Genomic DNA, 24613 nt, shown 5'->3' with positions numbered 1-24613 from the left:
AAAGCGATCTAACCCGTTCCGTGGGAGGTATTCATGCGCGCAGTCGGACATTTCATCGGTGGCAAGGAAGTGAAGGGCACGTCGGGCCGCACCGCCGACGTCTTTGAGCCGATGACCGGCGACGTCCAGGCCAAGGTGGCGCTGGCGTCGAAGGCTGAAGTCCGCGCCGCCGTCGAGAACGCGCGCGCCGCGCAGCCGGAATGGGCTGCGACCAATCCGCAGCGCCGCGCCCGCGTCATGATGAAGTTTCTCGAGCTGGTGCAGCGCGACTACGACAAGCTCGCCGAGCTCTTGGCCCGCGAGCACGGCAAGACCGTTCCCGACGCCAAGGGCGACATCCAGCGCGGTCTCGAAGTGGTCGAGTTCGCCTGCGGCATTCCGCACCTGATGAAGGGCGAGTACACCGAAGGCGCCGGTCCCGGCATCGACATCTACTCGCTGCGCCAGCCGCTTGGCGTCGTCGCCGGCATCACGCCGTTCAATTTCCCGGCGATGATCCCGATGTGGAAGTTCGCGCCCGCGATCGCCTGCGGCAACGCCTTCATCCTCAAGCCGTCGGAGCGCGATCCCGGCGTGCCGATGAAGCTTGCCGAGCTGATGATCGAAGCGGGCCTGCCGGCCGGCATCCTCAACGTCGTCAACGGTGACAAGGAGGCGGTCGACGCCATCCTCGACGATCCCGACATCAAGGCCATCGGCTTCGTCGGCTCCACCGCGATCGCCGAATACATCTATACCCGCGCCGCGCAGACCGGTAAGCGCTGCCAGTGCTTTGGTGGCGCCAAGAACCACGCCATCGTCATGCCCGACGCCGACATGGACCAGACCGTCGACGCGCTGATCGGCGCAGGCTACGGCTCGGGCGGCGAGCGCTGCATGGCGGTCTCCGTCGCCGTTCCCGTCGGCAAGACCACCGCCGATCGCCTGATGGAGAAGCTGATTCCACGCGTCGAGTCGCTGAAGATCGGCACCTCGATCGATCCGTCGGCCGATTACGGTCCGCTGGTGACGCGTGAGGCGGTCGAGAAGGTCAAGAGCTACATCGACATCGGCCTCAAGGAAGGCGCGACGCTCGCCGTCGATGGCCGCGGCTTCAAGATGCAGGGCTACGAGAAGGGCTTCTATCTCGGCGGTTCGCTGTTCGACAACGTCACCAAGGACATGCGCATCTACAAGGAAGAGATCTTTGGCCCGGTGCTCTCGGTCGTGCGCGCACACGACTACAAGGAAGCGCTGGCGTTGCCGTCCGACCATGACTACGGCAACGGCGTTGCCATCTTCACCCGCGACGGCGACGCCGCGCGCGACTTCGCGGCCAAGGTGAACGTCGGCATGGTCGGCATCAACGTGCCGATTCCGGTGCCGATCGCCTACTACACCTTCGGCGGCTGGAAGAAGTCGGGCTTCGGCGATCTCAACCAACACGGCCCGGACTCGATCCGATTCTACACCAAGACCAAGACGGTGACCTCGCGCTGGCCGTCCGGCGTCAAGGAGGGTGCGGAGTTCTCGATCCCGCTGATGAAGTAATTCTTTTTAGAGCGAGGCGATGATGCAGTTCGCTCTGAACGAGGATCAGATCGCGGTTCGCGACATGGCGTTGGCGTTTGCGGCGGAGAAGATCGCGCCGCATGCGCTGCGCTGGGACGAGGAGAAGCATTTTCCTGTCGACGTGATGCGCGAGGCCGCCACGCTCGGCATGGGCGGCATCTACATCCGCGACGATGTCGGCGGCTCCGCCATGACGCGCTTCGACGCGGCGCTGATCTTCGAGGCGCTCGCGACCGGCTGCCCGACCACCTCGGCCTTCATCTCCATCCACAACATGGCGTTGTGGATGATCGATGCCTACGGCAGCGACAGCCAGCGCCAGAAGTGGCTGCCGAAGCTCTGCACCATGGAGCTGATCGCAAGCTACTGCCTGACCGAGCCGGGCGCCGGCTCGGACGCGGCGGCGCTGCGCACCCGCGCGGTGCGCGACGGCGATCACTATGTTCTCAACGGCCAGAAGCAGTTCATCTCGGGTGCCGGCGGCAGCGATATTCTCGTTGCGATGGTGCGGACCGGCGGCGACGGGCCCGGCGGCATCTCGACTCTCGTCATCGACGGCAAGACGCCGGGCGTCTCGTTCGGCGCCAATGAGCGCAAGATGGGCTGGAACGCGCAGCCGACCCGCGCGGTGATGTTCGAGAACGCGCGCGTGCCGGTGGCCAACCGGCTGAGCGAGGAGGGCGTCGGCTTCAGAATCGCGATGGCCGGGCTCGACGGCGGCCGCCTCAACATCACGGCGTGTTCGCTCGGCGGCGCGCAGGCCGCGCTCGACAAGGCGCGCGCCTACATGAAGGAGCGCAAGGCCTTCGGCAAGCGGCTCGACGAATTCCAGGCGCTGCAATTCCGCCTCGCCGATATGGCGATCGAGCTGGAGGCCGCACGCACTTTCTTGTGGCGCGCCGCGGCGGCGCTGGACCGCAAGGACCCCGATGCCACCATGCTCTGCGCGATGGCCAAGCGCTTCGGCACCGATATCGGCTTCGAGGTCGCCAACCATGCGCTGCAGCTTCACGGCGGCTACGGCTACCTCAGCGAATACGGCATCGAGAAGATCGTGCGCGACCTGCGCGTGCACCAGATCCTCGAAGGCACCAATGAAATCATGCGGCTCATCGTGGCGCGCAAACTGATCGAAGGCGCACGATGACGGCGATGGTGGAAGAAGGCGATCTGGTTGCGCGCGTCGAAGGTTTTGCCGGCGTAATCCGGCTCAACCGCCCCAAGGCGATCAACGCCGTCACGCTGGAGATGTTTCGCGACATCGAAAAGGCGCTCGACCGATTCGAGACCGATCCCGCGGTTGCCGTGATCCTGCTGGAAGGCGCCGGCGAGCGCGGCCTGTGCGCCGGCGGCGACATCCGCGCGCTCTGGGAGAGCTCCAAGGTCAACGGCGATCTCGGCAAGATCCTGTGGCGCGAGGAATACATCCTCAACGCCCGAATCAAGAAATTTCCAAAACCCTACGTCGCCTTCATGGATGGCATCGTGATGGGCGGCGGCGTCGGTCTCTCCGCGCATGCAAGCCATCGCGTCGTGACCGATCGTACCAAGCTTGCGATGCCCGAGGTCGGCCTCGGCTTCTTCCCCGATGTCGGCGGCACCTATTTGCTGTCGCACGCGCCCGGCGAGATCGGCACGTATTTTGGCCTGACCGGCCAGACCATGAACGGCCCGGATGCGATCCACGCGAAGTTTGCCGATGCGGTGGTCCCCGCCACAAAGCTGCCGGCGCTGCGCGAGGCGCTGACGAAAGTTCGCCCGGGCGCGACCGCGGCCGAGGTCAGTAAGCTCATCGACGGATTTGCGACCGGCGGGACCGCCGGACCCGTGGCCGCCAAGCAGGCGACGACCGACGCGCTGTTTGCGTTCGACCGCATGGAAGACATCGTCGCTGCGCTCAAGCGCGACGGCTCGGACTTCGCGATAGCCACGCTGAAGACTCTTGGCGAGAAGTCGCCCCGCGGCATGGTGGTGACGTTGAAGCTGCTGCGGCTCGCACGTCAGGCGTCAAGTCTGGAGGAGTGCCTGGTGCGCGAATATCGCGCCGCGCTCGAAGTCTTCCGCAGCGACGATTTCCGCGAGGGCGTGCGCGCCGCCGTGATCGACAAGGACCGCAATCCGACCTGGTCACCGCCGCGGATCGAGGACGTCACGCCCGACATGGTGGCGCCGTATTTCGCCGAGATCGGCGCCGACGAGCTGAAATTCAACTGACAGAGCGAAACGCGCATCAGCGGAGGAGACGAAGATGGCCACGATCGCATTCATCGGTCTCGGCAACATGGGCGGCCCGATGGCGGCCAATCTAGTCAAAGCCGGCCAAAAGGTCGTTGCGTTCGACCTGGTCGAGGCCTCCCGCAACCAGGCCAAGGCCGATGGCGCCAGCATTGCCGACAGTGCGCCAGGGGCCGTGAAGGGGGCCGACATCGTCGTCACCATGCTGCCGGCCGGCAAGCATGTTCTCGGCGTCTGGAACGAGGTCGTTCCCGCGATGGCCAAGGGCGCGCTGATCATCGATAGCTCGACCATCGACGTCGAAAGCGCGCGGCAGGCGCATGCGCTTGCCGCCAAGCACGGCGTGCTGTCGGTCGACGCGCCGGTCTCCGGCGGCACGGGCGGCGCCAAGGGCGCGACGCTCACCTTCATGTGCGGCGGCGAGGAGACAGCGTTTGCGACGGCAAAACCCGTGCTGGAGAAGATGGGCAAGAAGATCGTGCATTGTGGCGGTGCCGGCGCGGGACAAGCGGCGAAGATCTGCAACAACATGATCCTCGGCATTTCCATGATCGCGGTGAGCGAGGCCTTTGCGCTCGCAGAGAAGCTCGGGCTCTCGCATCAGGCGCTGTTCGACGTCGCCTCGACTTCGTCGGGCCAGTGCTGGTCGTTGACGAGCTATTGCCCGGTGCCGGGCCCGGTGCCAACCTCGCCCGCCAACAACGACTACAAGCCGGGCTTCGCCTCGGCACTGATGGTGAAGGACCTGACGCTCGCGCAGGACGCCGCGAAGGCGGCGGGCGCCGCGACTCCGCTCGGCAAGCATGCGCAGGAGATCTATCAGTCTTTCGATGCAGCCGGCCATGGCGGGGTGGATTTTTCCGGAATTATCAAGCACGTTAGGGAGTTGGCCGGGAAAGCTTGATGACGACATTTCAGGAAGCGCGCGCCTTTCTGCTAAAGCACCGCACGGACTACGAGACAGCGGTCAAGGGTTTCCGCTGGCCCGATCCGGTTCCCTTCAACTGGGCGCTCGACTGGTTCGACGCCGAGCTGGCGGCGAATGCGGAGAGCAAGGACCGGCCCGCGCTCTGGATCGTCGACGCGCAGGACCAGCAGACCAAGCTGTCTTTCGAGACGATGTCGCGCCGCTCCAATCGCGTCGCGAACTTCCTGCGCGCGCAAGGCCTGAAGCGCGGCGATCATCTTCTGCTTCTGCTCGGCAATGTGGTTCCGCTGTGGGAGACCATGCTCGCCGCGATGAAGCTCGGCGTCGTCGTGATTCCTGCGACCACGCTGCTCACCGCCGATGAGTTGCGCGACCGGCTCGATCGCGGCAAGGCGAGGGCGGTGGTGGCGGCGCAAGACCAGGTCGCGAAGTTCGCGGGGCTCGGCACCGAAAATCTCGTCCGCATCGTGGTCGGCGCGGCCACCGATGACTGGCGTGCCTACGATGAGGCGGCGAAATCGTCGGAGAGCTTTGTGCCCGATGGTCCGACCAACGCCGACGACCCGATGCTGCTCTATTTCACCTCCGGCACCACGGCCAAGCCAAAGCTGGTGCGACACAGCCAGCGCAGCTATCCCGTCGGCCATCTCTCCACGATGTACTGGATCGGGCTGAAGCCCGGCGACGTTCACCTCAACATTTCCTCGCCCGGCTGGGCCAAGCATGCCTGGAGCTGTTTTTTCGCGCCATGGAATGCGGGTGCCACCGTGTTCGTCGTCAACCAGCCGCGCTTCGATGCGAAAGGCCTGCTCGCCACCATCGGCCGCTGCGGCGTCACCACGCTGTGCGCGCCGCCGACGGTGTGGCGGCTGTTCATCCAGGAGGACCTTTCGTCCTTCAAAGTGGCCTTGCGCGAAGTCTGCGGCGCCGGCGAGCCGCTCAATCCGGAGGTGATCGACCAGGTCCAGGCAGCCTGGGGTCTCACCATCCGCGACGGCTACGGCCAGACCGAGACCGCCGCGCTCGCCGGCAACTCGCCGGGTCAGAAGGTCAAGGTCGGCTCGATGGGCCGGCCGCTGCCGGGCTATCGCGTCCAGATCAGCGACGCCGACGGTCATCCGGCGAAAGAGGGCGAGGTGACGTTGCTGCTCGGCGCGGATCGTCCCGCCGGCCTGATGCAGGGCTACCAGGGCGACGACGGCAAATTGTCGGGCGCCGAAGGCACGCTCTATCGCAGCGGCGATGTCGTTTTCGCGGACGAGGAAGGCTATCTCACGTTCGTCGGGCGGTCCGACGACGTCTTCAAGTCCTCCGACTACCGCGTCAGCCCGTTCGAGCTGGAGAGCGTGCTGCTGGAGCATGAGCTGGTCGCGGAAGCCGCCGTGGTGCCGAGCCCGGATCCGATCCGGCTCGCGATCCCCAAGGCGTTCGTGCTGCTGACCTCGGGCGCGGAGCGGACGCCGGAAACCGCGTTGTCGATCTTCAAGCATCTGCACACGCGCCTTGCGCCGTTCAAGCGCATCCGCCGCATCGAGATCGTCACCGAGCTGCCGAAAACGATCTCTGGAAAAATTCGCCGCGTGCAGCTACGCCGGCTCGAACGCGACGACGATCGCACCGATCCCCTGCGCGGTCGCGAATTCCGGGAAGAGGACTTTCCGGAGCTGCCGAAAACCCGGAGTGAGACCTAAGTGAACGAAGTTTGGAAGAAGCCGCCGATTTCCCTTGAGGCCTATCAGGCCCTGGTCGGCAAGGAGGTCGGCGTGTCGTCGTGGCACCTGATCGACCAGCCCCGCATCAATAGCTATGCCGACGTGATCGAGGATCACCAGTTCATCCATGTCGATCCCGAGCGTGCGAAGAAGGAGACGGCTTTCGGCACCACCATCGCGCACGGCTTCCTGACGATGTCGCTGCTGTCGATCATGTCCTACGAGGTGATGCCGGTCATCGCCGGCACCACGATGGGCGTGAACTACGGTTTTGACAAGCTGCGCTTCATCTCGCCGGTCCGCGCCGGAAAGCGCGTCCGCGGCCGCTTCGTGCTGACTGAAGCCAAGCTGCGCAAGCCCAACGAATTGCAGTCCCGCACCAACGTCACGGTGGAGATCGAAGGCGAGGACAAGCCGGCGCTGGTCGCCGAGTGGCTCGGGTTGATCTATTTCGCCTGAGCGTGCCCGTCATTGCCGGGCTTGACCCGGCAATCCATCGCTGCTCAAAAGCTCTCCAATCGATGCACTCGGACCCTCTCCCCTTGGGGGAGAGGGTGCCTCGCGGAACGCGAGGCGGGTGAGGGGTCTCTCTCCGCGAGCGCATCTGTGGAGAGAGACCCCTCATCCGGCGCTTCGCGCCACCTTCTCCCACAAGGGGAGAAGGAAACGGAAGAACAGGACTTCACTCATGGCAATCAGGTTTGACGGACGCGTCGCCATCGTCACCGGCGCGGGCAATGGTCTGGGGCGCGCGCATGCGCTGGGGCTGGCGAGCCGCGGCGCCAAGGTCGTGGTCAACGACTTCGGCGGCGCGCGCGACGGCACCGGCGGCTCGCTCTCGCCGGCTGAGGCCGTGGTCGAGGAGATCCGCAAGGCCGGCGGCACGGCGATGGCCGACGGCGCCGACGTGTCGAATTTCGAGCAGGTCACCGCCATGGTCGAGCGCGCCACCAAGGAGTGGGGCAGCGTCGATCTCCTCTGCGCCAACGCCGGCATCCTGCGCGACAAGTCGTTCGGCAAGATGGAGACCACCGATTTCCAGAAGGTGCTCGACGTGCACCTCGTCGGCACCTTCTATTGCTGCAAGGCGGCCTGGGCCGGCATGCGCGACCGCAACTACGGCCGCATCGTGCTGACCACCTCGTCCTCCGGTCTCTACGGCAATTTCGGCCAGGCCAATTACGGCGCGGCGAAGTCCGGCATGGTCGGCCTGATGAACGTGCTGGCCGAAGAGGGCCGCAAGAACGACATCCGCGTCAACATCATCTCGCCGACGGCGGCCACCCGCATGACCGAGGAGCTGCTGCCGCCGCAGGCGCTGCAGCTCATGAAGCCGAACGCGATCACGCCGGCGGTCGAATATCTCCTCAGCGAGGATGCGCCCACCCGCACCATCATGGGCGCCGGTGCCGGCTCCTTCGCGGTGATCAAGATTTTGGAGAGCGAGGGCATCAACCTGCCGGAGTCCGAATGGACCCCCGACGCCGTCGCCGCGCGTTTCGCCGAGATCAGCGATATGTCGAAGGCCAAGGCGCTGACGGGCGCGTTCGAGCAAACGCAGAAATATGTGGCGCAGGCCGCGGCCCGCGCCGGCATCAAACTCTAACCGCCGTCGTTCCGGGGCGATGCGACGGGACTGCGCGAGAGCGGCCCGGAGCATCGAGCCCGGAATCCATCGTGCCGCACAGCGCGTTGCCTAGTGGATTCCGGGCTCGTGCCCAAGCGGACGCGCCCGGGAATGACGAGCCTGTTTGTGGCGCGAGAATCTGGCCTAAACTCACGCCATGACCTCAACCGAAAACCACGTCGCCGTCATCGGTGCCGGTCCCGCCGGACTGATGGCGGCGGAGGTGCTGGCGCAAGGCGGTGCTTACGTCACCGTCTACGATGCGATGCCGTCGGCTGGCCGCAAATTCCTGATGGCCGGTCGCGGTGGGCTCAACCTCACGCACAGCGAGCCAGTGCCGCTGTTCATGGCGCGCTATCGCGAGGCGACGGCGAACCTGCAAGCGGCGATCGAGGCCTTCCCACCGGATGCGTTGCGTGCCTGGTGCGAAGGGTTGGGCGAGCCGACCTTTATCGGCTCAAGTGGCCGCGTCTTTCCGAAGGCGTTCAAGGCATCGCCCTTGTTGCGGGCCTGGCTGCGCCGGCTTGATGCCAGCGGCGTGCGCTTTGCCTTTCGCCAGCGCTGGACCGGCTGGGATGATGAGGGACGGTTGCTGTTTCGGGCACCCGGCGGCACGTCCGCTGTTGCAGCCCGCCTCACCGTGCTGGCGCTCGGCGGCGCAAGCTGGCCGCGGCTCGGCTCCGACGGCGGCTGGACGCAAATCCTCGTCGACAAAGGGCTTGCGATATCGCCGCTGCGGCCCGCGAATTGCGGCTTCACCATCGCCTGGTCCGATGTCTTCCGCACGCGCTTCGAAGGCCAGCCGCTCAAGGGCATTGGCCTGAGCTGCGGCCCGCACCGCGTGCGCGGCGAGGCGACCATCACGCGCACCGGCATCGAAGGCGGCGCGATCTATGCGCTGTCGGCTGAGTTGCGCGAGGCGATCGCGGCGAGAGGCGAGGCTGCTCTCGAGGTCGTCTTGCGGCCTGACCTCGATCGCGCCGAGCTGGTCCGCCGTCTGTCCGTGTCGCGCGGCAAGCAGTCGTTCTCCAACTTTCTGCGCAAAGCCGTGCAGCTTTCGCCCGTTGCGCTCGGATTGTTGCAGGAAGCGGCGATCGGGGCAGGCCAATCATTATCGGCAATGCCGGCCGAGCGATTGGCCGAGCTCGTCAACGCCGTGCCGATCAAGCTCACCGGCGTTGCGCCAATCGCGCGCGCGATCTCGAGTGCCGGAGGCATTTCCTTCAGTGAGATCGACGCGAGCTGGATGATCCGCAAGCTGCCGGGCGTGTTCGCAGCCGGTGAGATGCTCGACTGGGAAGCGCCGACTGGTGGCTACTTGCTTCAGGCCTCGTTTGCGACTGGCGCCGCCGCGGGGCGGGGTGCGTTGGAGTGGCTGAAACGTTCCTAGAACGCCGCCGAGGCCTTCGCTGCGAGCCTCGAAGGATGGCGCGGGCGCGTCATGACGTACCGGTCCTGGTCATGAGATCGGTGAGGAGACCGAGCACGCCAAAACTCGCGGCGACGACACAGACCATGGTCCAGCCGCCGTAAGTCCAGGCCAGCGACGCCGCGGCAGCGCCGACGCCACCGCCGATGAAGAACAGCGCAACGAACAGGCCGTTGATGCGGCCGCGCGCTTCGGGACGCAGCAGGTTGATGGCGCGGCGGCCCAGCGTCTGGTCGGTGGTGATGCCGACATCGAGCAGGATCGTGCCGAGGCTCAATACAAGCAGGGCGACTATTCGTGATTCCATCACACCGGCCCAGGCACAGAGCGCGAGCGAGGCGATGATGAGCAGATGGGCCGCAAGGAACATCGGGCGCGCCCAGCCTTTGTCGCCCCAGCGGCCGGCCAGCGATGTCGCGGCTGCGCCGGCCACGCCGATCAGGGCGAAAGCCGCAATTCCCTTGGCGTCGAGGGCGAATGGCACGTCCGGCAGCCGCAGCGCGACCGCGGCCCAGAACGCAGTGAAGGACGCCATGACCAGCGCCGCGGTCCAGGCCCGCACGCGCAGCACAGGCTCTTCCCGCAGGAGCCTTGGGAAGGAACGCAGCAATTCGCCGTAGCTTTCACCGGCCGCCGGTTGCAGCGTCGGCAGATAGCGGCCGAGCGCGCCCAGAAGTAACGCCATCAGGATGGCCGAGAGGAGGTAGTAGGCACGCCAGCTCCAGAGATCGGCGATGAGGCTCGCCGCGGGGCGCGACAACAGGATGCCGATCATCAATCCGCTCATGACCTCGCCGATGGCTTGGCCGCGACGCTCCGGCGCCACCATGGACGCCACGAGGGGGACCATCATCTGGATGGCCGCGCAGGAGGCGCCGAGGACGAAGGTGGCCAGCAGCAGAAGCGACGGCGTCGGCGCGAGCGCCGTCGCAAGGGCAGCGAGAATGGCGCAGCCGAGTGTCCGCAGGATCAGGCGCCGGTTCTCGATGAGGTCGACGAGTGGCACCAGTAGTAACAGGCCGAGCGCATAGCCGAGCAGCGTGAGCGTGCTGACGAGGCCCGCCTGCCAGGCGGTCATGGCCAGCGACCGGCCGATCAGGCCAACCAGAATCTGCGGCGCGAACAGGTTGGTGACGACGACGCCGGTGGTGACGGCGCCGAGCCAGATCAGGGATCGCTCGGCACGCTGCTTTGCGGGCGCAAGCTTGGTGGTTTCGAAGATGGTCATGGGACCTCGCAGGCTGTGATGCGGGTCCTTTAAGCGGGCTCCCTAATATGCTACAATTCAAATAAGCCTATAAAGAATATGCGAGTTCGTTATGAACACCCATGACCTTGTCGCCTTCGTCGCAGTGGTCGAGACCGGATCGATCGTTGCGGCCTCAGCGCGCCTCAACCTCACCCAGCCCGGCGTGACACGGCGCATCCAGAATCTCGAGGAGATGCTGGGTGCGCAGCTCCTGGATCGGCTCTCGAAGCCGCTGAAGCCGACGGCCGCGGGCTATGAGGCCTATGAGCAGGGCCGCCGCCTGCTCAGGATGCTGGACGATCTCAAGTCGGGAGTCGCCAATGACGGCGTAGTGCGCGGCGAGTTCAGGCTGGGGCTCACGCCGTTTCTCTCCGAGGCCGGGCTCACTGCACCGCTCGATGCCGTGCGCGCCGAATTTCCGGCGCTGAGCGTGCGCATCGTCTCGGGCTGGTCGCCCAACCAGGTCGAGCGGGTCTGCCGCAACGAACTCGACGCGGCCGCGATTTGCCTGCCCGATGGCGCAGTACCGCCAGCCGACCTCGTCGCAGACGATCTCGGCGCGCAGCCGGTGGTGTTCGTCGTTGCGCGCGACATGAAGATCCCGCGCATCGTCGATCTGGAGCGCCTGTCGCAAATATCATGGGTGATCAACCAGGACGGCTGCGGCTTTCGCGACACGCTCAAGCGCCGGTTCGATGCCGAGCATCTGCCGTTCAACATTGCCGTCGAGGCGCTCGACAGCGAGCTTCGCCTGTCTCTGGTCGCGCGCGGCCTCGGCGTCGGCCTTGTGACGCCGATCGGGCTGAAGCGGAGCGCGTTTCGCGACAAGCTCAAGCCGGTCGCGGCGCGGGATTTCAATCCCGCGGTGCGCGCGTGGATCGTGCATCGCCCGCCCGCCGGCCGGCTGGCGCGTCCGATCAAGCTGTTCCGCGACGGGCTGGATCGCGAACTGCAGGCGCTGATCGGCGCCTAGCGCAGCTTGCCTCTTGCCGCCACCGGCAGTGCGCCGATGATCTCCTCGCCACGGACCATCACCACCTCGTCCATCATGTTGACGACGACGCAAACGTGATTGGGCACGATGCGCACGACGTCGCCGACGTTCGGGCGGGTGTTGCTGCGGGAGAGGTCGAGGAAGCCGTGCTCTTCGGCGAAGCGCGCGATCCTGGCTTCGGGATGCTCCAGGATCAGGCCGTGGCCGTCGAGGCCGCCGGTGTCCGTCGTCAGCGTCTTCGAGCCGGCATCGAGGATGCCGCGCTCGGGCGCCGCGCGGCTGACGACCGTCGAATAGATGTGCAGAGCGCAGTCGTCCCAGGTGGCGGAGCCGGCCGCGACCTGCATGCGGTCGTTGTAGATGTAGGTGCCGAAGCGGTGCTCGGTGCCGCCCTTGAGCTTGCCGAGATTGACGAGGTTGGGCGTGCCGCCGGTCGACACGATCGGGGCCTCCAGCCCGTGCGCGCGCACGCCCGCCAGCGCCTCATCGTAGAATTTCTGCGCCTCGGCCCAGCCGGTCTCGGTCGGGTACATCATGAACCCGGCGAATTGCAGCCCCTTCGATGCCGCGATCTCGCGTGCCAGCGCCACCGCCTCGGCCGGCGTCTCGACGCCGGCGCGCTTGCGCCCCGTGTCGCATTCCACCACGACCGACAGTGGACGGCCGGAGGCGGCCGCAGCCTTGGGCAGGCCGGCGACCACGGTCGAATTGTCGGCGGCCACCGTCATGTTGGCCTTCGCCTGCAGCGCGCCGAGACGCGCCATCTTCTCCTCGCCGAGCAGATTGTAGCTGATCAGGATATTGTCGATGCCGGCATTGGCCATGATCTCGGCCTCGCCGAGCTTCTGGCAGGTGATGCCCTTGGCCCCCGCCGCGATCTGCATCTTGGCGAGCGTCGGGTTCTTGTGTGTCTTGATGTGCGGCCGGTTGGCGACGCCGGCCTCATTGCAGGCCTTCTGGATCCGCGCGATGTTGCGCTCGACCTTGTCCATGTCGATGACGGCACAGGGCGTGCCATATTCACGGGCGATCTTGGCGGCGAGAGTCGTTGTCATGGTTAAGCCTGTTCAATCTCTTCGCGGAGCATTTCAAGTTCGAGCCAGCGGTCTTCAGCAGCGGAAAGTTCTTCGTGGGCCTTGGCGATCGCGGCGGACGTATCGTCGAATGTCTTGCGATCCTTGGCGTAGAGACCGGGATCGTCGAGCACGCGCTGCAGTTTTGCAATATCGGCGTGAAGCGTCTCGATCTTCTTGGGCAGCGTTTCGAGCGCGTGCTTCTCGTTGAAGCTCAACCGGCGTTTCGGCGCCGACGTCGGAGCAACGGGCCGCTCTTCCTTCTTTTCCGCGACAGGCTGCCCCTTGACCGTCTCGCGCTTCAGGTCGGCGCCGCGCTGCGCCAGCATATCGCTGTAGCCGCCGGCATATTCGATCCATCTGCCGTCGCCATCGGGTGCGATCACGGAGGTGACGACGCGGTCGAGGAAGTCGCGGTCGTGACTGATCAGGATCACCGTGCCTTCGTAGTCGCCGAGCATCTCTTCCAGCACGTCGAGCGTCTCGAGGTCGAGATCGTTGGTCGGTTCGTCCAACACGAGAAGGTTCGAGGGCTTGGCCAGCGCGCGCGCCAGCATCAGCCGGCCGCGCTCGCCGCCCGAAAGCACTTCGAGCGGCGTGCCGCGCTGCTCCTGCGCGAACAGAAAGTCTTTCATGTAGCCGACGACATGCTTCGGCTTGCCGCCAACCATGACGTGGTCGCCGCGGCCGCCTGTCAGGGCTTCGGCCAGCGTCGATTTGGGATCGAGGCTTTCGCGGTGTTGGTCGAGGGTCGCCATCTCCAGATTGGCCCCTAACCGCACCGTCCCGGAGTCGGGCTGCGCGCCGCCGGTGAGCAGATTGACCAGCGTGGTCTTGCCGGCGCCGTTCGGCCCGATGATGCCGAGGCGGTCGCCGCGCTGGATCCGGGTGGAGAAATTCTCGACGATGTTGCGCTCGCCATAGGCCTTGCTGACGCCCTTGGCTTCGATCACCAGCTTGCCGGACTGCTCCGCTTCCGCCGCCGCGAGACTGGCGCTGCCGGCCGTGCCGCGATAGTTGCGCCGCTGCGCGCGGAGCGCGTGCAGATTGGCGAGCCGCTTGACGTTGCGCTTGCGCCGGCCGGAGACGCCGTGGCGCAGCCAACGCTCCTCGTCGACGATCTTGCGGTCGAGCTTGTGCTGGTCGCGCTCCTCCTCGGCCAGCACCCCGTCGCGCCAGGCCTCGAATGCGGCAAAGCCGCGGTCGATCTGCTTGATCTTGCCGCGATCGAGCCAGGCCGTGGAGCGCGAGAGGTTGGTGAGGAAACGGCGGTCATGGCTGATCAAGACCAGCGCGCTGCGCCGGCTGTCGAGCTCCTTCTCCAGCCATTCGATGGTGGTGAGGTCGAGATGATTGGTCGGCTCGTCCAAAAGCAGGATGTCGGGCGAGGGCGCCAGCACGCGCGCGAGCGCCGCGCGCCGTGCTTCACCGCCGGAGAGATTTGCGGGAGTCTCCTCGCCGGTCAGCCCGAGCTGCTCCAGCAGATAGCGCGCCTGGTGATGGTCATCGCCGGGCGCGAGCCCGGCCTCGACGTAGGCAAGCGTGGTTTTGTGGTCGCCGAAATCCGGCTCCTGCGGCAAATAGCGAACCGTCGCGCCCGGCTGCACGAAGCGCGTGCCGGCGTCGGCCTCGACGAGTCCCGCCGCAATCTTCAGCAGCGTCGACTTGCCGGAGCCGTTGCGGCCGATCAGGCAGACGCGCTCGCTTGGCGCGACGTTGAGCTCGACGCCGGTCAGAAGCGGGGTGCCGCCAAAGGTCAGCCTGATGTCCTTCAGTTGGATCAGCGGCGGCGCCACGATCAGCCCTCGCTCGCTATGGCCTGCTCGGGGCGGCGACGCTGAATCCGGCGCAGTGTCTGGTCGAGCGCCGAGAGGAACGCGGAGCGGTCGCGCGGCGCGAAGGATCTGGGACCGCCGGTGACTTCGCCCGCCGAGCGGAGGTCAGTCATCAGGTTGCGCACCGCGAGCGTCATGCCGATCGACTCTTCCGTGAACGGCTTGCCGTTCGGCGCGATGACGTCCGCGCCCGCCTTCACGCAGCGGCTTGCCAGCGGAATGTCTGATGTCACGACGACGTCGCCGGGACCGGCGCGCTCCGCGATCCAGTCGTCGGCCGCATCCATGCCGGCGCCCGCCGCGACACGCTCGATCAGCGGATCCTGGGGCACGCGGATGAAATTGCCGGCGACCACGCTCACCGGCACGCCGTGCCGGATCGCGACGCGATAGATCTCGTCCTTCACCGGACAGGCGTCGGCGTCGACATAGATGCGGGTGGTGGTGTCAGTCATCGGCGGCGTGGTACCCCATTCGGGCCGCAAAGGCGAGGGGATTGACCCCGGTTCCTCAGGCCCTACCATCGCGCCCGAAACAACAAGAATTCAGGGCAAGAAATTAGGGAAGGTGAACCCCATGCCGAACCGGCTCGAAACCTATCGCGTGCAGGCCTACAACACGGCCAAGCAGTCCGAAAACAAGATGCATGACGATACGGTGGCGCGCCGCTTCGGCTTTTCCGGTGGATTGGTGCCCGGCGCCGATGTCTTCGCCTACATGATGCATGTGCCGATCGCCCGCTGGGGCCGCGATTTCCTTGCGCGTGGGCTGATCGAGGCGCGCTTCATCAAGCCGGTCTATGACGGCGAGGCCGCCGATATCGATGCGACCGAGCACAACGAGTTGCTCACGATCGAGGTGTTCAGCCGCACCGAGCTCTGCGCGACCGGCACCGCCTCGCTGCCGGCTGCCGCGCCGGCGGTGGCTTTGAACGACTATGTCGCGGTCCCGGCCGTGACCGAGCGCAAGCCGATCAGCCCCGCGACATTCGAGGCGGGCAAATGGCTCGGGACAGTGCCGCGCCGCTGGGCCGGGCAGGACGCTGCCGACTATCTCGCCGACATCCGCGAGGCCGATCCGATGTTCGCGCGCGAAGGGCTTGGCCATCCAGGCCTGATCCAGCGGGTCATGAACCGCGTGCTGGTCGACAACACGATTTTGGGCCCGTGGATCCATGTCGGCAGCCGCATGCAGCTCTTGTCGGCCGCGCGTGCCGGCGACGAGATCACCGCGCGGGCGAAGGTCATCGCGAACTACGAGAAGAAGGGCCATCGCTTCGTCGAGCTCGACGCGCTGGTCGTCGCCAACGGGGAAACGCCGTTGGCGCACTGCCACCACACCGCGATCTACCAGCCGCGCGAGCAGGCGGCGGCGTAGGGCGGTAAGGGGCACGCGCGTCGCCGCAAACACGGTGTCATGCCCCGCGAAAGCGGGGCATCCAGTACACCGCGGCTTCTCCGTATCCCTCCAACGTCTCTGGAATACTGGATCGCCCGCTTTCGCGGGCGATGACGATTGCGGGTGTGGCGGCAGCGAGCGCGTCTAACCCAAATTACGGTGTCATGCCCCGCGAATGCGGGCCATCCAGTACGTCGCGGCTTCTCCGTATCCCTCCAACGTCTCTGGAATACTGGATCGCCCGCTTTCGCGGGCGATGACGATTGCGGGTGTGGCGGCAGCGAGCGCATCTAACCCAAATTACGGTGTCATGCCCCGCGTAGGCGGGGCATCCAGTACGCCGCGGCTTCTCCGTACCCCTCCGACGTCTCTGGAATACTGGATCGCCCGCTTTCGCGGGCGATGACAGTGATGATTGTGGAAGCAGGAAGTCGCCCCTACGCCCCGCCCTTCGCCTGCTGGATCGCGCGCCAGACGCGCTCCGGCGTCAGCGGCATGTCGATATGCTTGACGCCGTAGTCCGAGAGCGCATCGAGCACCGCGTTCACCACCGTCGACATGCTGCCGGCGCAGCCCGCTTCGCCGCAGCCCTTGGTGCCCAAGGGATTGCTCTTGGCCGGCACCGGGTGATCGCCGACCGTCATGAACGGCGCGTCCTCGGCGCGCGGCAGCGCGTAGTCCATCAGCGAGCCCGTGATCGGCTGGCCGCTCTCGTCGTAGCGGATCTGCTCCATCAGCGCCTGGCCGATGCCCTGGACGACACCGCCGTGGAGCTGGCCCGCCACAAGCATCGGGTTGATCACCGTGCCGAAATCGTTCACGGCGCTGTAGCGCACGATCTGCACCACGCCGGTGTCCGGATCGATCTCGACCTCCGCGACGTGGCAGCCGTTCGGGAAGGCCGACGGCACAACGTCGCTGGTGTGATCGACGTCGAGCGAGTCAGGCACGCCCTCAGGCACCTTGCCCTCATGCAGGCGCTTTGCGAGCTCCATGATGTCGATGCTGCGGTCGGTGCCGGCGATGGTGAAGCTGCCATCGGCGAACTCGATGTCGACCTCGGAAGCTTCCAGCATGTGCGCGGCGGCGCGCTTGCCCTTCTCGATCACGAGCTTGGAGGCCTCCACGATCGCCATGCCGCTCGCCGTGATCGAGCGCGAGCCGCCGGTGCCGCTGCCGGTGTGGACGATGTCGCTGTCGCCCTGCACCAGCCTGACGCTCTCGAAGGGGATGCCGAGCTGCGCGCACAAAACCTGCGCGAACGGCGTCGCGTGGCCCTGGCCGTAGTCGAGTGTGCCGGTGATGAGCTGCACGGTGCCGTCCGGATCGAACACGATCTTGCCGAGTTCGACGCTCGGCGGCGCGGTGACCTCGAGATAGGAGCCGACCGCGATGCCGCGCAGCTTGCCGGCTTTCTTACTCTCCTTCTTGCGCTTGGCGAAGTTCTCGTGGTCGGAGATCTCGAGCGCCTTGTTGAACACCGACTGGAAGTCGCCGCTGTCATAGGTGACGCCGGACGAGGCCGGGAACGGCATCTGGTTCGGCTTGATGAAGTTGCGCTTGCGCAGCGTCAGCCGGTTGATGCCCATCTCGTCCGCGGCGCGGTCGATTAGGCGCTCCATGTAGTAGTTCGCCTCGGGCCGGCCGGCGCCGCGATAGGCGCCCATCAGCGTGGTGTTGGTCAACACCGTCTTGATGTCGACCGCCATCAGCGGCGTACGATAGACGCTGGAGAAATTCTTGCCGGTGTTGAGCGAGAGCGGGCCGGGCGCAACGCCGGTGATGTAGGCGCCGAGATTGCCGTAGCCTTCGAGCTTTGCCGCGAGGAAATGTCCCTCGGCATCCAGCGCGAGCTCGGCATGGATTTTTTGCGCGCGGCCGTGGCTGTCCGAGAGGAAGCTGGTCGAGCGCTCGTCGAGCCACTTCACCGGGCGGCCGAGTTCCTTGGCCGCATAGAGGATGCACATATATTCGGGGTAGTTGATGTTCTTCATGCCGAAGGAGCCGCCGACATTGGCGGTGAGGATGCGCACCTTTTCGTTCGGTACTTTCAGGTTCTTGGCGAGGTTGGCGCGGTTGCCAGCGACGCCCTGCGTCGGCACCTGGATGGTGTAGCGCTCGGTCTTCTTGTCGTAGGACGCGAGCCCCACGCGCGGTTCCATCGAGACCACGGCGACACGGGTGTTCTCGATGTCGAGCTTGGTCACATGGGCGGCGCCGGCGAAGGCGGCGTTCACCTTCTCCACATCGCCATAGTGATAGTCGAGTGCGACGTTGTTCGGGATGTGGTCGTAGAGCTGTGGCGCGCCGGGTCTTGCGGCCTCCTCGGGGTCGGTCACTGCCGGCAAGGGCTCGACATCGACCTCAACCGCTTCGGCCGCGTCGCGCGCCTGCGCCAGCGTCTCCGCAACCACGAAGGCGACGGGATCGCCGACGAAGCGGACCTTGTCGGTCGCGAGGGGCTGGCGGTTGGTCTGGAGCAGGGGCGAGCCGTCACGGCTCTTCAGCGGCAGGCCGCAGGTGAAGGGGCCGTAGCCGGCGGCGTTAAGGTCGGTGCCGGTCCACACCCCCAGCACGCCCGGCATCGCTCTGGCGGCCTCGGTGCCGATGCCGCGGATCACGCCATGGGCATGGGTCGAGCGGACGATCACGGCGTAGGCCTGGCCGGGCAGGTTGAAATCGTCGGTATAGCGGCCCTTGCCGCGCACCAGCGTGTCGTCCTCTTTACGGCGGACCGGTTGTCCAACGCCGTATTTTTGCAGTGCAATAGCGTTTTCGAGCGTCGACGATTTGGTGTGTTCTTGCATGGAAATGTCCTGAAAAGCCGGCATTTGCGCGGGTTTCGCGGGCGCCTGAAGGACCGACCCCGTTCAGATAACCCACGGCCCCGTTCACGACAACGCACGAATGGGCATGGTCCTATGTGATGCGTTGTTGCGCAGGCCTAATGCGCTGCTAAAGTTTCAGGCGAAAAAGCAATTCCAGATCGGCCCAGCGGGCCGCGGAAAGACGTTTGTATGAATGACCACACGCGGCTCCACAACGGCCATGCGCCGGACGGGGGCCTGGAGGGGTCGATGGCGACGGTGGCGCTTGCCGCCGCATCGGCCGTCCCCGCGCCGGCGCCGGGAACCGGCGTCTATGCGGCGCTCGACCTCGGCACCAACAATTGCAGGCTGTTGATCGCCTGTCCGACCAGCGATGGTTTTCGCGTGGTCGATTCCTTCTCGCGCATCATCCGGCTCGGCGAGGGCGTCTCGGCGACCGGCTGCATCAGCGAGGCGGCGATCGAGCGCGCGATCGCGGCGCTCAGCATTTGCCGCGACAAGATCAACCTGCGCAAAGCAAGACGGCTACGGCTGATCGCCACCGAAGCCTGCCGCGCGGCCTCGAACGCGGAAGGCTTTCGCAGCCGCGTCGCGGCCGAGACCGGCATCGAGCTCGAGGTGATCGACCGCGAGACCGAGGCGGCGCTGGCCGTGCTCGGCTGCTCGCCGCTGGTCGATCCCAGGGGGCGCGGTGCGATCCTGTTCGACATCGGCGGCGGCTCGACCGAGCTGGTTCGGATCGAGCGCGATCCTACGGACGAAAATCCCCAGCCGCGCATCAAGGCCTGGATGTCGATTCCGCTCGGCGTGGTGACGCTGGCCGAGCATTTCGGCGGCCGCGACGTGACGCCGGAGATCTATGCTGCGATGGAGCAGGAGGTCGCGAACCATGTCGCGCCGTTCGCGGAAGAGCACGGGCGCGATCTCGCCGACATGCACCTTTTGGGTACGTCCGGCACCGTGACGACGCTCGCCGGCATCCATCTCAACCTGCCGCGCTACGATCGCCGCCGCATCGACAGCATCTGGATGAACGATGCCGACATCACCGCGACCATCAATAAGCTGCTCGGCATGAGCTATGAGCAACGCGCCGGCAACAATTGCATCAGCGTCGAGCGCGCCGACCTCGTGCTGGCCGGCTGTGCCATCCTCGACGCCATCCGCCGCGCCTTTCCGCTGCCGCGCCTGCGCGTTGCCGACCGCGGCTTACGCGAAGGCATGCTGGTCGAGATGATGCGCGAGGACGGCGCGCTCAGGAGCTGGTGAGATGGCGAAGGACACCACCGGCCGCTTGCACGTCCAGGTCAAGACCGGCGGCAAGCGCAAGCTGTCGTCAAAGCTCTGGCTGGAGCGGCAACTCAATGATCCCTATGTCGCCAAGGCCAAGGCGCAAGGTTATCGCTCGCGCGCCGCGTTCAAGCTGCTGGAGATGGACGACAAGTTTCGTCTGCTGAAGCCCGGCATGGCGGTGGTCGATCTTGGCGCTGCGCCCGGCGGCTGGAGCCAGATCGCGGCGAAGCGCGTCGGCTCGGTCGACGGCAAGGGCAAGGTCGTCGCCATCGATCTCTTGGAGATGCCGGAGATCCCCGGTGTCGATTTCGCGCAGCTCGACTTCATGGACAATGACGCGCCTTCGAGGCTCACCGCGATGTTAGGAGGCGGCGCCGACGTCGTGATGTCCGACATGGCCGCCAACACCACCGGCCATCGCAAGACCGACCAGCTCCGCATCGTCGGCCTGGTCGAAACCGCCGCAGCCTTTGCCTGCGACGTGCTCAAGCCCGGCGGCACGTTCCTGGCGAAGACGTTCCAGAGCGGTGCTGACGCCGAGTTGCTCGCCCAGCTCAAGCGCGACTTCGCCACCGTACGTCACGTCAAGCCGGCCGCGAGCCGGCAGGATTCCTCGGAGCGCTATGTGCTGGCGACGGGATTTCGGGGGGAGGCGAAGGCCTAGCCCCAAACTCCGTCATTGCGAGGAGCGAAGCGACGAAGCAATCCAGAGTCTCCGCGGAAAGATTCTGGATTGCTTCGCTTCGCTCGCAATGACGAGGCGAGGCACTACCCCAGCCGCTGATCCCGCATGTCCTGCGTATCCTCAGTCGCCGCCTTGACGGCGGCGCTCGCCGCACTCTTTGCCGCGCCCTTGCGGCTGGAGATCTCGACCGCCTTGCGGCCGGAGATCTCGTGGCCCGCATCATGAGGCATCTGCCAGAAGAACCAGCTCGAGGCCGCCGAGGTCAGCGCGACGACGACGAAGGCCGGTGCGAACATGGTCGCGTCGAGCTCGCTGACATGGCGCAGCCACATCGTCGTCTCCACCGAGGCGGCGCCGACGGCAACGCCGGCGGAGACCGCGAGCTGCTGGTTGACGCTGACGAGCGTGGTGGCGCGGCTCATCTGCGCGGTTTCGACCTCGGCATAGGCGACCGTGTTGATCGCGGTGAACTCCAGCGAGCGGAAGAAGCCGCCGACCACCAGGATGACCATGATGATGAGCAGCGGGGTCGTCACCGTGAACAGCGCGCACACGCCGAGGAAGAATGCGCTGACGATCGCGTTCACCGCCATCAGGTTGCGGAAGCCGAAGGTGCGGATTATCCGCGCGGCCAGCGTCTTCATGCCCATGGCGCCGAGTGAGGAGGCGAAGGTGACGAGGCCCGAATGGAATGGCGTCAGCCCGAACCCGATCTGCATCAGAAGCGGCAGCAGGAAGGGCAGCGCGCCGATGCCGAGCCGGAACATGAAGCCGCCGAGGACGGCGGCGCGTAAGGTCGGCAGCTTTAGCAGCGAGAAGTCGAGCACCGGCGATCCCGTCCGCCGGGCGTGAAGCACATAGAGAGTCATCGAGATCGATCCGCCCACGACGAGGGCCGCGACCGTGCTCCACGGCAGCAGGTTGAGCCCGGCGACCGACAGTCCGAACGCGATGCCGGCGAGCCCGATGCCCGCCAGCACCATGCCGTAGAGATCGAACTTCTCCTGCGTCTCGCTCTTGATGGGATCGATGAAGCGCAGGGCCATGAAGATGCCAAGGAGTCCGATCGGGATATTGATCAGGAAGATCCAGTGCCACGACGCGTAGGTCGTGATGAAGCCGCCGAGCGGCGGCCCGATCACGGGACCGATCAGGGCAGGGACCGTGACCCAGGCCATGGCATTGACCAGCGCGCTCTTGTCGATCGAGCGCAGCAGCACCAGGCGTCCGACCGGCGTCATCATCGCGCCGCCCATGCCCTGGAGGATGCGCGCGAACACGAAATCGGTGACCGAGGTTGACAGCGCGCAACCGACCGAGCCTACCATGAACACGCAAACGGCGATCGCAAAAACCAGCCGCGCGCCGAACCGGTCGGCGGTCCAACCGCTCGCGGGGATGAACACCGCGAGCGACAGCAGATACGAGGTGATCGCGAGCTTCAGCGTCAGGGGGCTGGTGCCGATGTCGGCGGCGATCGCCGGCAGCGAGGTGGCGATGACCGTCGAGTCCATGTTCTCCATGAACAGTGCGGTGGCCACGATCAGCGGAATCACGCGTTGCTTGTCGATCGACATGACGGATTGGTAATGGAAATCAGAAGGAAAGGTGGGACTTGCGGCTTATCACCGCCGCCGGGCCGAGACCATTGCGGAACCACGCATAGCACCTAAATCCCGCGTAACAACGGTGTGACCCGTGGTTGCGCCGGACGCCGGAGGTCCCGTGATGATCTACATCCTTCGCGCTGCTGGGCGCGGCGAGGCGTGAGCTGGCAGGGACTCTCGCTCCCTCGTCATTCCGGGGCGCGCCTCTTGGCGCGAGCCCGGAATCCACTAGGCCGCAGAGACCGCTGCCGGATGGATTCCGGGCTCGCGACTTCGTCGCGCCCCGGAATGACGGTGGTGGTCCGCCGCCGGGCTGTCCACGCTGATCTGACGCAAAAAAAGCCTGTGCATGGCTGGCAACCGGTCCGAATTGCTTTGATTCGTCACCCGGTCGTGCTATCGACCGGCGTCAACCCCACCGATGGGCTCCGATTCGACGGCGATGCCGCAAGGTACGCCGAGGGCGGCGCTCATCCATAAGCATTTGCGGCATGGCCGCAGGAAGGAGTTGGCAGATGGCCACGGTGCAAGGTCTTCAAGGCATCCGCGAAGCCTTTACGTTCGACGACGTGCTGTTGAAGCCGGGCCTGTCGGACGTGCTTCCCTCCGAAGTTGACATCCGCTCCCGCGTCACCCGCGCCATTCCGCTCAACATCCCGATCATGGCCTCCGCCATGGACACCGTCACCGAGGCACGGATGGCGATCGCGATGGCGCAGGCCGGCGGCCTCGGCGTCATCCACCGCAATTTCGATCCCGAGGGCCAGGCCGCGCAGGTGCGGCAGGTCAAGAGATACGAGTCGGGCATGGTGGTGAATCCGCTGACCATCAGCCCGGAGGCGACGCTCGACGATGCGCTCAAGCTGATGAGCGATCACGGCATCTCCGGCATTCCCGTCGTCACCGGCGCAGGCAAGGCCACGCCGGGCAAGCTGGTCGGCATCCTCACCAACCGTGACGTGCGCTTTGCGACCGACCGCCGGCAAAAAGTCTCCGAGCTGATGACGCACGAAAACCTCGTCACGGTACGCGAGCATGTCAGCCAGGACGAGGCGAGGCGGATGCTGCACAAGCACCGCATCGAAAAACTGCTCGTCGTCGACGACCAGTATCGCTGCGTCGGCCTGATCACCGTGAAGGACATGGAGAAGGCGGTCGCCCATCCGCTCGCCTGCAAGGATGCGCACGGCCGCCTGCGGGTCGCCGCCGCGACCACGGTCGGCGACACCGGCTTCGAGCGCAGCGAACGGCTGATCGATGCCGGCGTCGACCTCGTCGTAGTCGACACCGCGCATGGTCATTCGCGGCACGTTTTGCATGCGGTGAACCGGATCAAGCGCCTCTCCAACTCGGTGCAGGTCGTCGCCGGCAACGTCGCCACCGAAGACGGCGCGCAGGCGCTGATCGACGCGGGCGCGGACTGCATCAAGGTCGGCATCGGCCCGGGTTCGATCTGCACCACGCGCATCGTCGCGGGCGTCGGCGTGCCGCAGCTCACCGCGATCATGGATGCGGTGGAGGCGGCGAAGAAAGCCGACATTCCCGTGATCGCCGACGGCGGCATCAAGTTCTCCGGCGACCTCGCCAAGGCGCTCGCCGCCGGTGCCGACATCGCCATGGTCGGCTCGCTGCTCGCCGGCACCGACGAGACGCCGGGCGAGGTGTTCCTGTTTCAGGGCCGCTCCTACAAGGCCTATCGCGGCATGGGCTCGGTCGGCGCGATGGCACGCGGATCGGCGGACCGCTACTTCCAGCAGGACATCAAGGATACCTTGAAGCTCGTGCCCGAAGGCATCGAGGGCCAGGTGCCCTACAAGGGCCCGGTCGCCAACGTCATGCACCAGCTCGCCGGCGGCTTACGTGCCGCGATGGGTTATGTCGGCGCGCGCGACCTCAACGAGCTGCATGCCAAGGCGCAGTTCGTCCGCATCACGGGCGCGGGCCTGCGCGAAAGCCACGTCCACGACGTGACCATCACGCGCGAGAGCCCGAACTATCCCGGCGGGGGTTAGGTCGGCTCATCCACACTCTGCTGTCATGCCCCGCGAAAGCGGGGCATCCAGTACGCCGCGGCCGATCCGTATTCGTCGCCGTCTCTGGAATACTGGATCGCCCGCCTCCGCGGGCGATGACGGCGAGGGGGCGGCTCGTTCGTGCCGCCTCTCTTCG

General features: G+C 66.0%; 18 protein-coding genes and 1 pseudogene. 13 read left to right on the top strand and 6 right to left on the bottom strand.

What is annotated here, in order from left to right:
- The first annotated feature begins 33 nt into the window (after positions 1-33).
- From MTX21_RS08810 to MTX21_RS08775, 8 genes and pseudogenes are all read left to right on the top strand, one after another.
- Entirely contained in the window at positions 34-1530 is a 1497-nt protein-coding gene (locus MTX21_RS08810) for a CoA-acylating methylmalonate-semialdehyde dehydrogenase (RefSeq protein ID WP_280964411.1), read from the top strand.
- 22 nt (positions 1531-1552) lie between these two features.
- Complete coding sequence (locus tag MTX21_RS08805; protein WP_280971007.1) at positions 1553-2698, top strand: isobutyryl-CoA dehydrogenase; 1146 nt, start codon at positions 1553-1555, stop codon at positions 2696-2698.
- Entirely contained in the window at positions 2695-3765 is a 1071-nt protein-coding gene (locus MTX21_RS08800) for an enoyl-CoA hydratase/isomerase family protein (protein ID WP_280964410.1), read from the top strand. The genes MTX21_RS08805 and MTX21_RS08800 overlap by 4 nt, the downstream gene beginning before the upstream one ends.
- Before the next feature lie 19 nt (positions 3766-3784).
- Positions 3785-4690 (top strand): annotated as a pseudogene (gene mmsB / locus MTX21_RS08795) (3-hydroxyisobutyrate dehydrogenase); the annotation flags it as partial.
- Positions 4690-6405, top strand: coding sequence for an AMP-binding protein (locus MTX21_RS08790; RefSeq protein ID WP_280964408.1), 1716 nt, complete (start codon positions 4690-4692; stop codon positions 6403-6405). The pseudogene mmsB and the gene MTX21_RS08790, both read left to right, overlap by 1 nt.
- Entirely contained in the window at positions 6406-6885 is a 480-nt protein-coding gene (locus MTX21_RS08785) for a MaoC family dehydratase (protein ID WP_280964407.1), read from the top strand.
- Positions 6886-7114: 229 nt separating this feature from the next.
- Positions 7115-8032: an SDR family NAD(P)-dependent oxidoreductase gene (locus tag MTX21_RS08780; RefSeq protein ID WP_280964406.1), complete on the top strand. Its 918-nt coding sequence runs from the start codon at positions 7115-7117 to the stop codon at positions 8030-8032.
- A 178-nt stretch (positions 8033-8210) separates the two neighbouring features.
- Positions 8211-9443, top strand: a complete 1233-nt coding sequence (locus MTX21_RS08775; RefSeq protein WP_280964405.1) for a TIGR03862 family flavoprotein — start codon at positions 8211-8213, stop codon at positions 9441-9443.
- A 49-nt stretch (positions 9444-9492) separates the two neighbouring features.
- Here the strand turns inward: MTX21_RS08775 and MTX21_RS08770 are convergent, their stop codons facing one another.
- Complete coding sequence (locus tag MTX21_RS08770; protein ID WP_280964404.1) at positions 9493-10710, bottom strand: MFS transporter; 1218 nt, start codon at positions 10708-10710, stop codon at positions 9493-9495.
- Between the two features lie 91 nt (positions 10711-10801).
- Here MTX21_RS08770 and MTX21_RS08765 point away from each other — a divergent pair, with 91 nt between their 5' ends.
- Positions 10802-11704: a LysR family transcriptional regulator gene (locus MTX21_RS08765; RefSeq protein WP_280964403.1), complete on the top strand. Its 903-nt coding sequence runs from the start codon at positions 10802-10804 to the stop codon at positions 11702-11704.
- Here the strand turns inward: MTX21_RS08765 and MTX21_RS08760 are convergent.
- Genes MTX21_RS08760 through MTX21_RS08750 form a run of 3 tightly spaced genes read right to left on the bottom strand, consistent with a single transcriptional unit; the run spans position 11701 to position 15088 of the window.
- The gene (locus MTX21_RS08760; protein ID WP_280964402.1) at positions 11701-12780 is read right to left on the bottom strand and encodes a D-TA family PLP-dependent enzyme; all 1080 of its coding nucleotides are present in this window, start codon (positions 12778-12780) and stop codon (positions 11701-11703) included. The two genes, MTX21_RS08765 and MTX21_RS08760, sit on opposite strands and share 4 nt — an antisense overlap.
- A 2-nt stretch (positions 12781-12782) precedes the next feature.
- Positions 12783-14594, bottom strand: coding sequence for an ATP-binding cassette domain-containing protein (locus MTX21_RS08755; protein WP_280964401.1), 1812 nt, complete (start codon positions 14592-14594; stop codon positions 12783-12785).
- 2 nt (positions 14595-14596) lie between these two features.
- Positions 14597-15088, bottom strand: a complete 492-nt coding sequence (locus MTX21_RS08750) for a YaiI/YqxD family protein (RefSeq protein ID WP_280964400.1) — start codon at positions 15086-15088, stop codon at positions 14597-14599.
- 121 nt (positions 15089-15209) lie between these two features.
- Here MTX21_RS08750 and MTX21_RS08745 point away from each other — a divergent pair, with 121 nt between their 5' ends.
- The gene (locus MTX21_RS08745; RefSeq protein ID WP_280964399.1) at positions 15210-16010 is read left to right on the top strand and encodes a hypothetical protein; all 801 of its coding nucleotides are present in this window, start codon (positions 15210-15212) and stop codon (positions 16008-16010) included.
- Between the two features lie 458 nt (positions 16011-16468).
- Here the strand turns inward: MTX21_RS08745 and MTX21_RS08740 are convergent, their stop codons facing one another.
- The gene (locus tag MTX21_RS08740; protein WP_280964398.1) at positions 16469-18838 is read right to left on the bottom strand and encodes a xanthine dehydrogenase family protein molybdopterin-binding subunit; all 2370 of its coding nucleotides are present in this window, start codon (positions 18836-18838) and stop codon (positions 16469-16471) included.
- A gap of 210 nt (positions 18839-19048) precedes the next feature.
- On the opposite strand from MTX21_RS08740, the gene MTX21_RS08735 reads away from it, so the two are divergent.
- Positions 19049-20128, top strand: a complete 1080-nt coding sequence (locus MTX21_RS08735; RefSeq protein ID WP_280964397.1) for a Ppx/GppA phosphatase family protein — start codon at positions 19049-19051, stop codon at positions 20126-20128.
- Between the two features lies 1 nt (position 20129).
- Positions 20130-20816 carry an RlmE family RNA methyltransferase gene (locus tag MTX21_RS08730; protein WP_280964396.1) on the top strand — a complete coding sequence of 229 codons (687 nt, stop codon included), beginning with the start codon at positions 20130-20132 and terminating at the stop codon, positions 20814-20816.
- A 104-nt stretch (positions 20817-20920) separates the two neighbouring features.
- Here MTX21_RS08730 and MTX21_RS08725 read toward each other — a convergent pair whose 3' ends face one another.
- On the bottom strand, positions 20921-22414 hold the full coding sequence (locus MTX21_RS08725; protein WP_280964395.1) for an MFS transporter: 1494 nt from the start codon (positions 22412-22414) through the stop codon (positions 20921-20923).
- Between the two features lie 545 nt (positions 22415-22959).
- Here MTX21_RS08725 and guaB point away from each other — a divergent pair.
- Complete coding sequence (gene guaB / locus MTX21_RS08720) at positions 22960-24456, top strand: IMP dehydrogenase (protein WP_280964394.1); 1497 nt, start codon at positions 22960-22962, stop codon at positions 24454-24456.
- Positions 24457-24613 lie beyond the last annotated feature (157 nt).

The sequence above is a fragment of the Bradyrhizobium sp. ISRA430 genome, from assembly GCF_029909975.1.
Classification (GTDB): domain Bacteria; phylum Pseudomonadota; class Alphaproteobacteria; order Rhizobiales; family Xanthobacteraceae; genus Bradyrhizobium.
The sequence above is the reverse complement of the archived record's forward strand: the minus strand, read 5'-3'. Positions and strand labels throughout refer to the sequence as shown.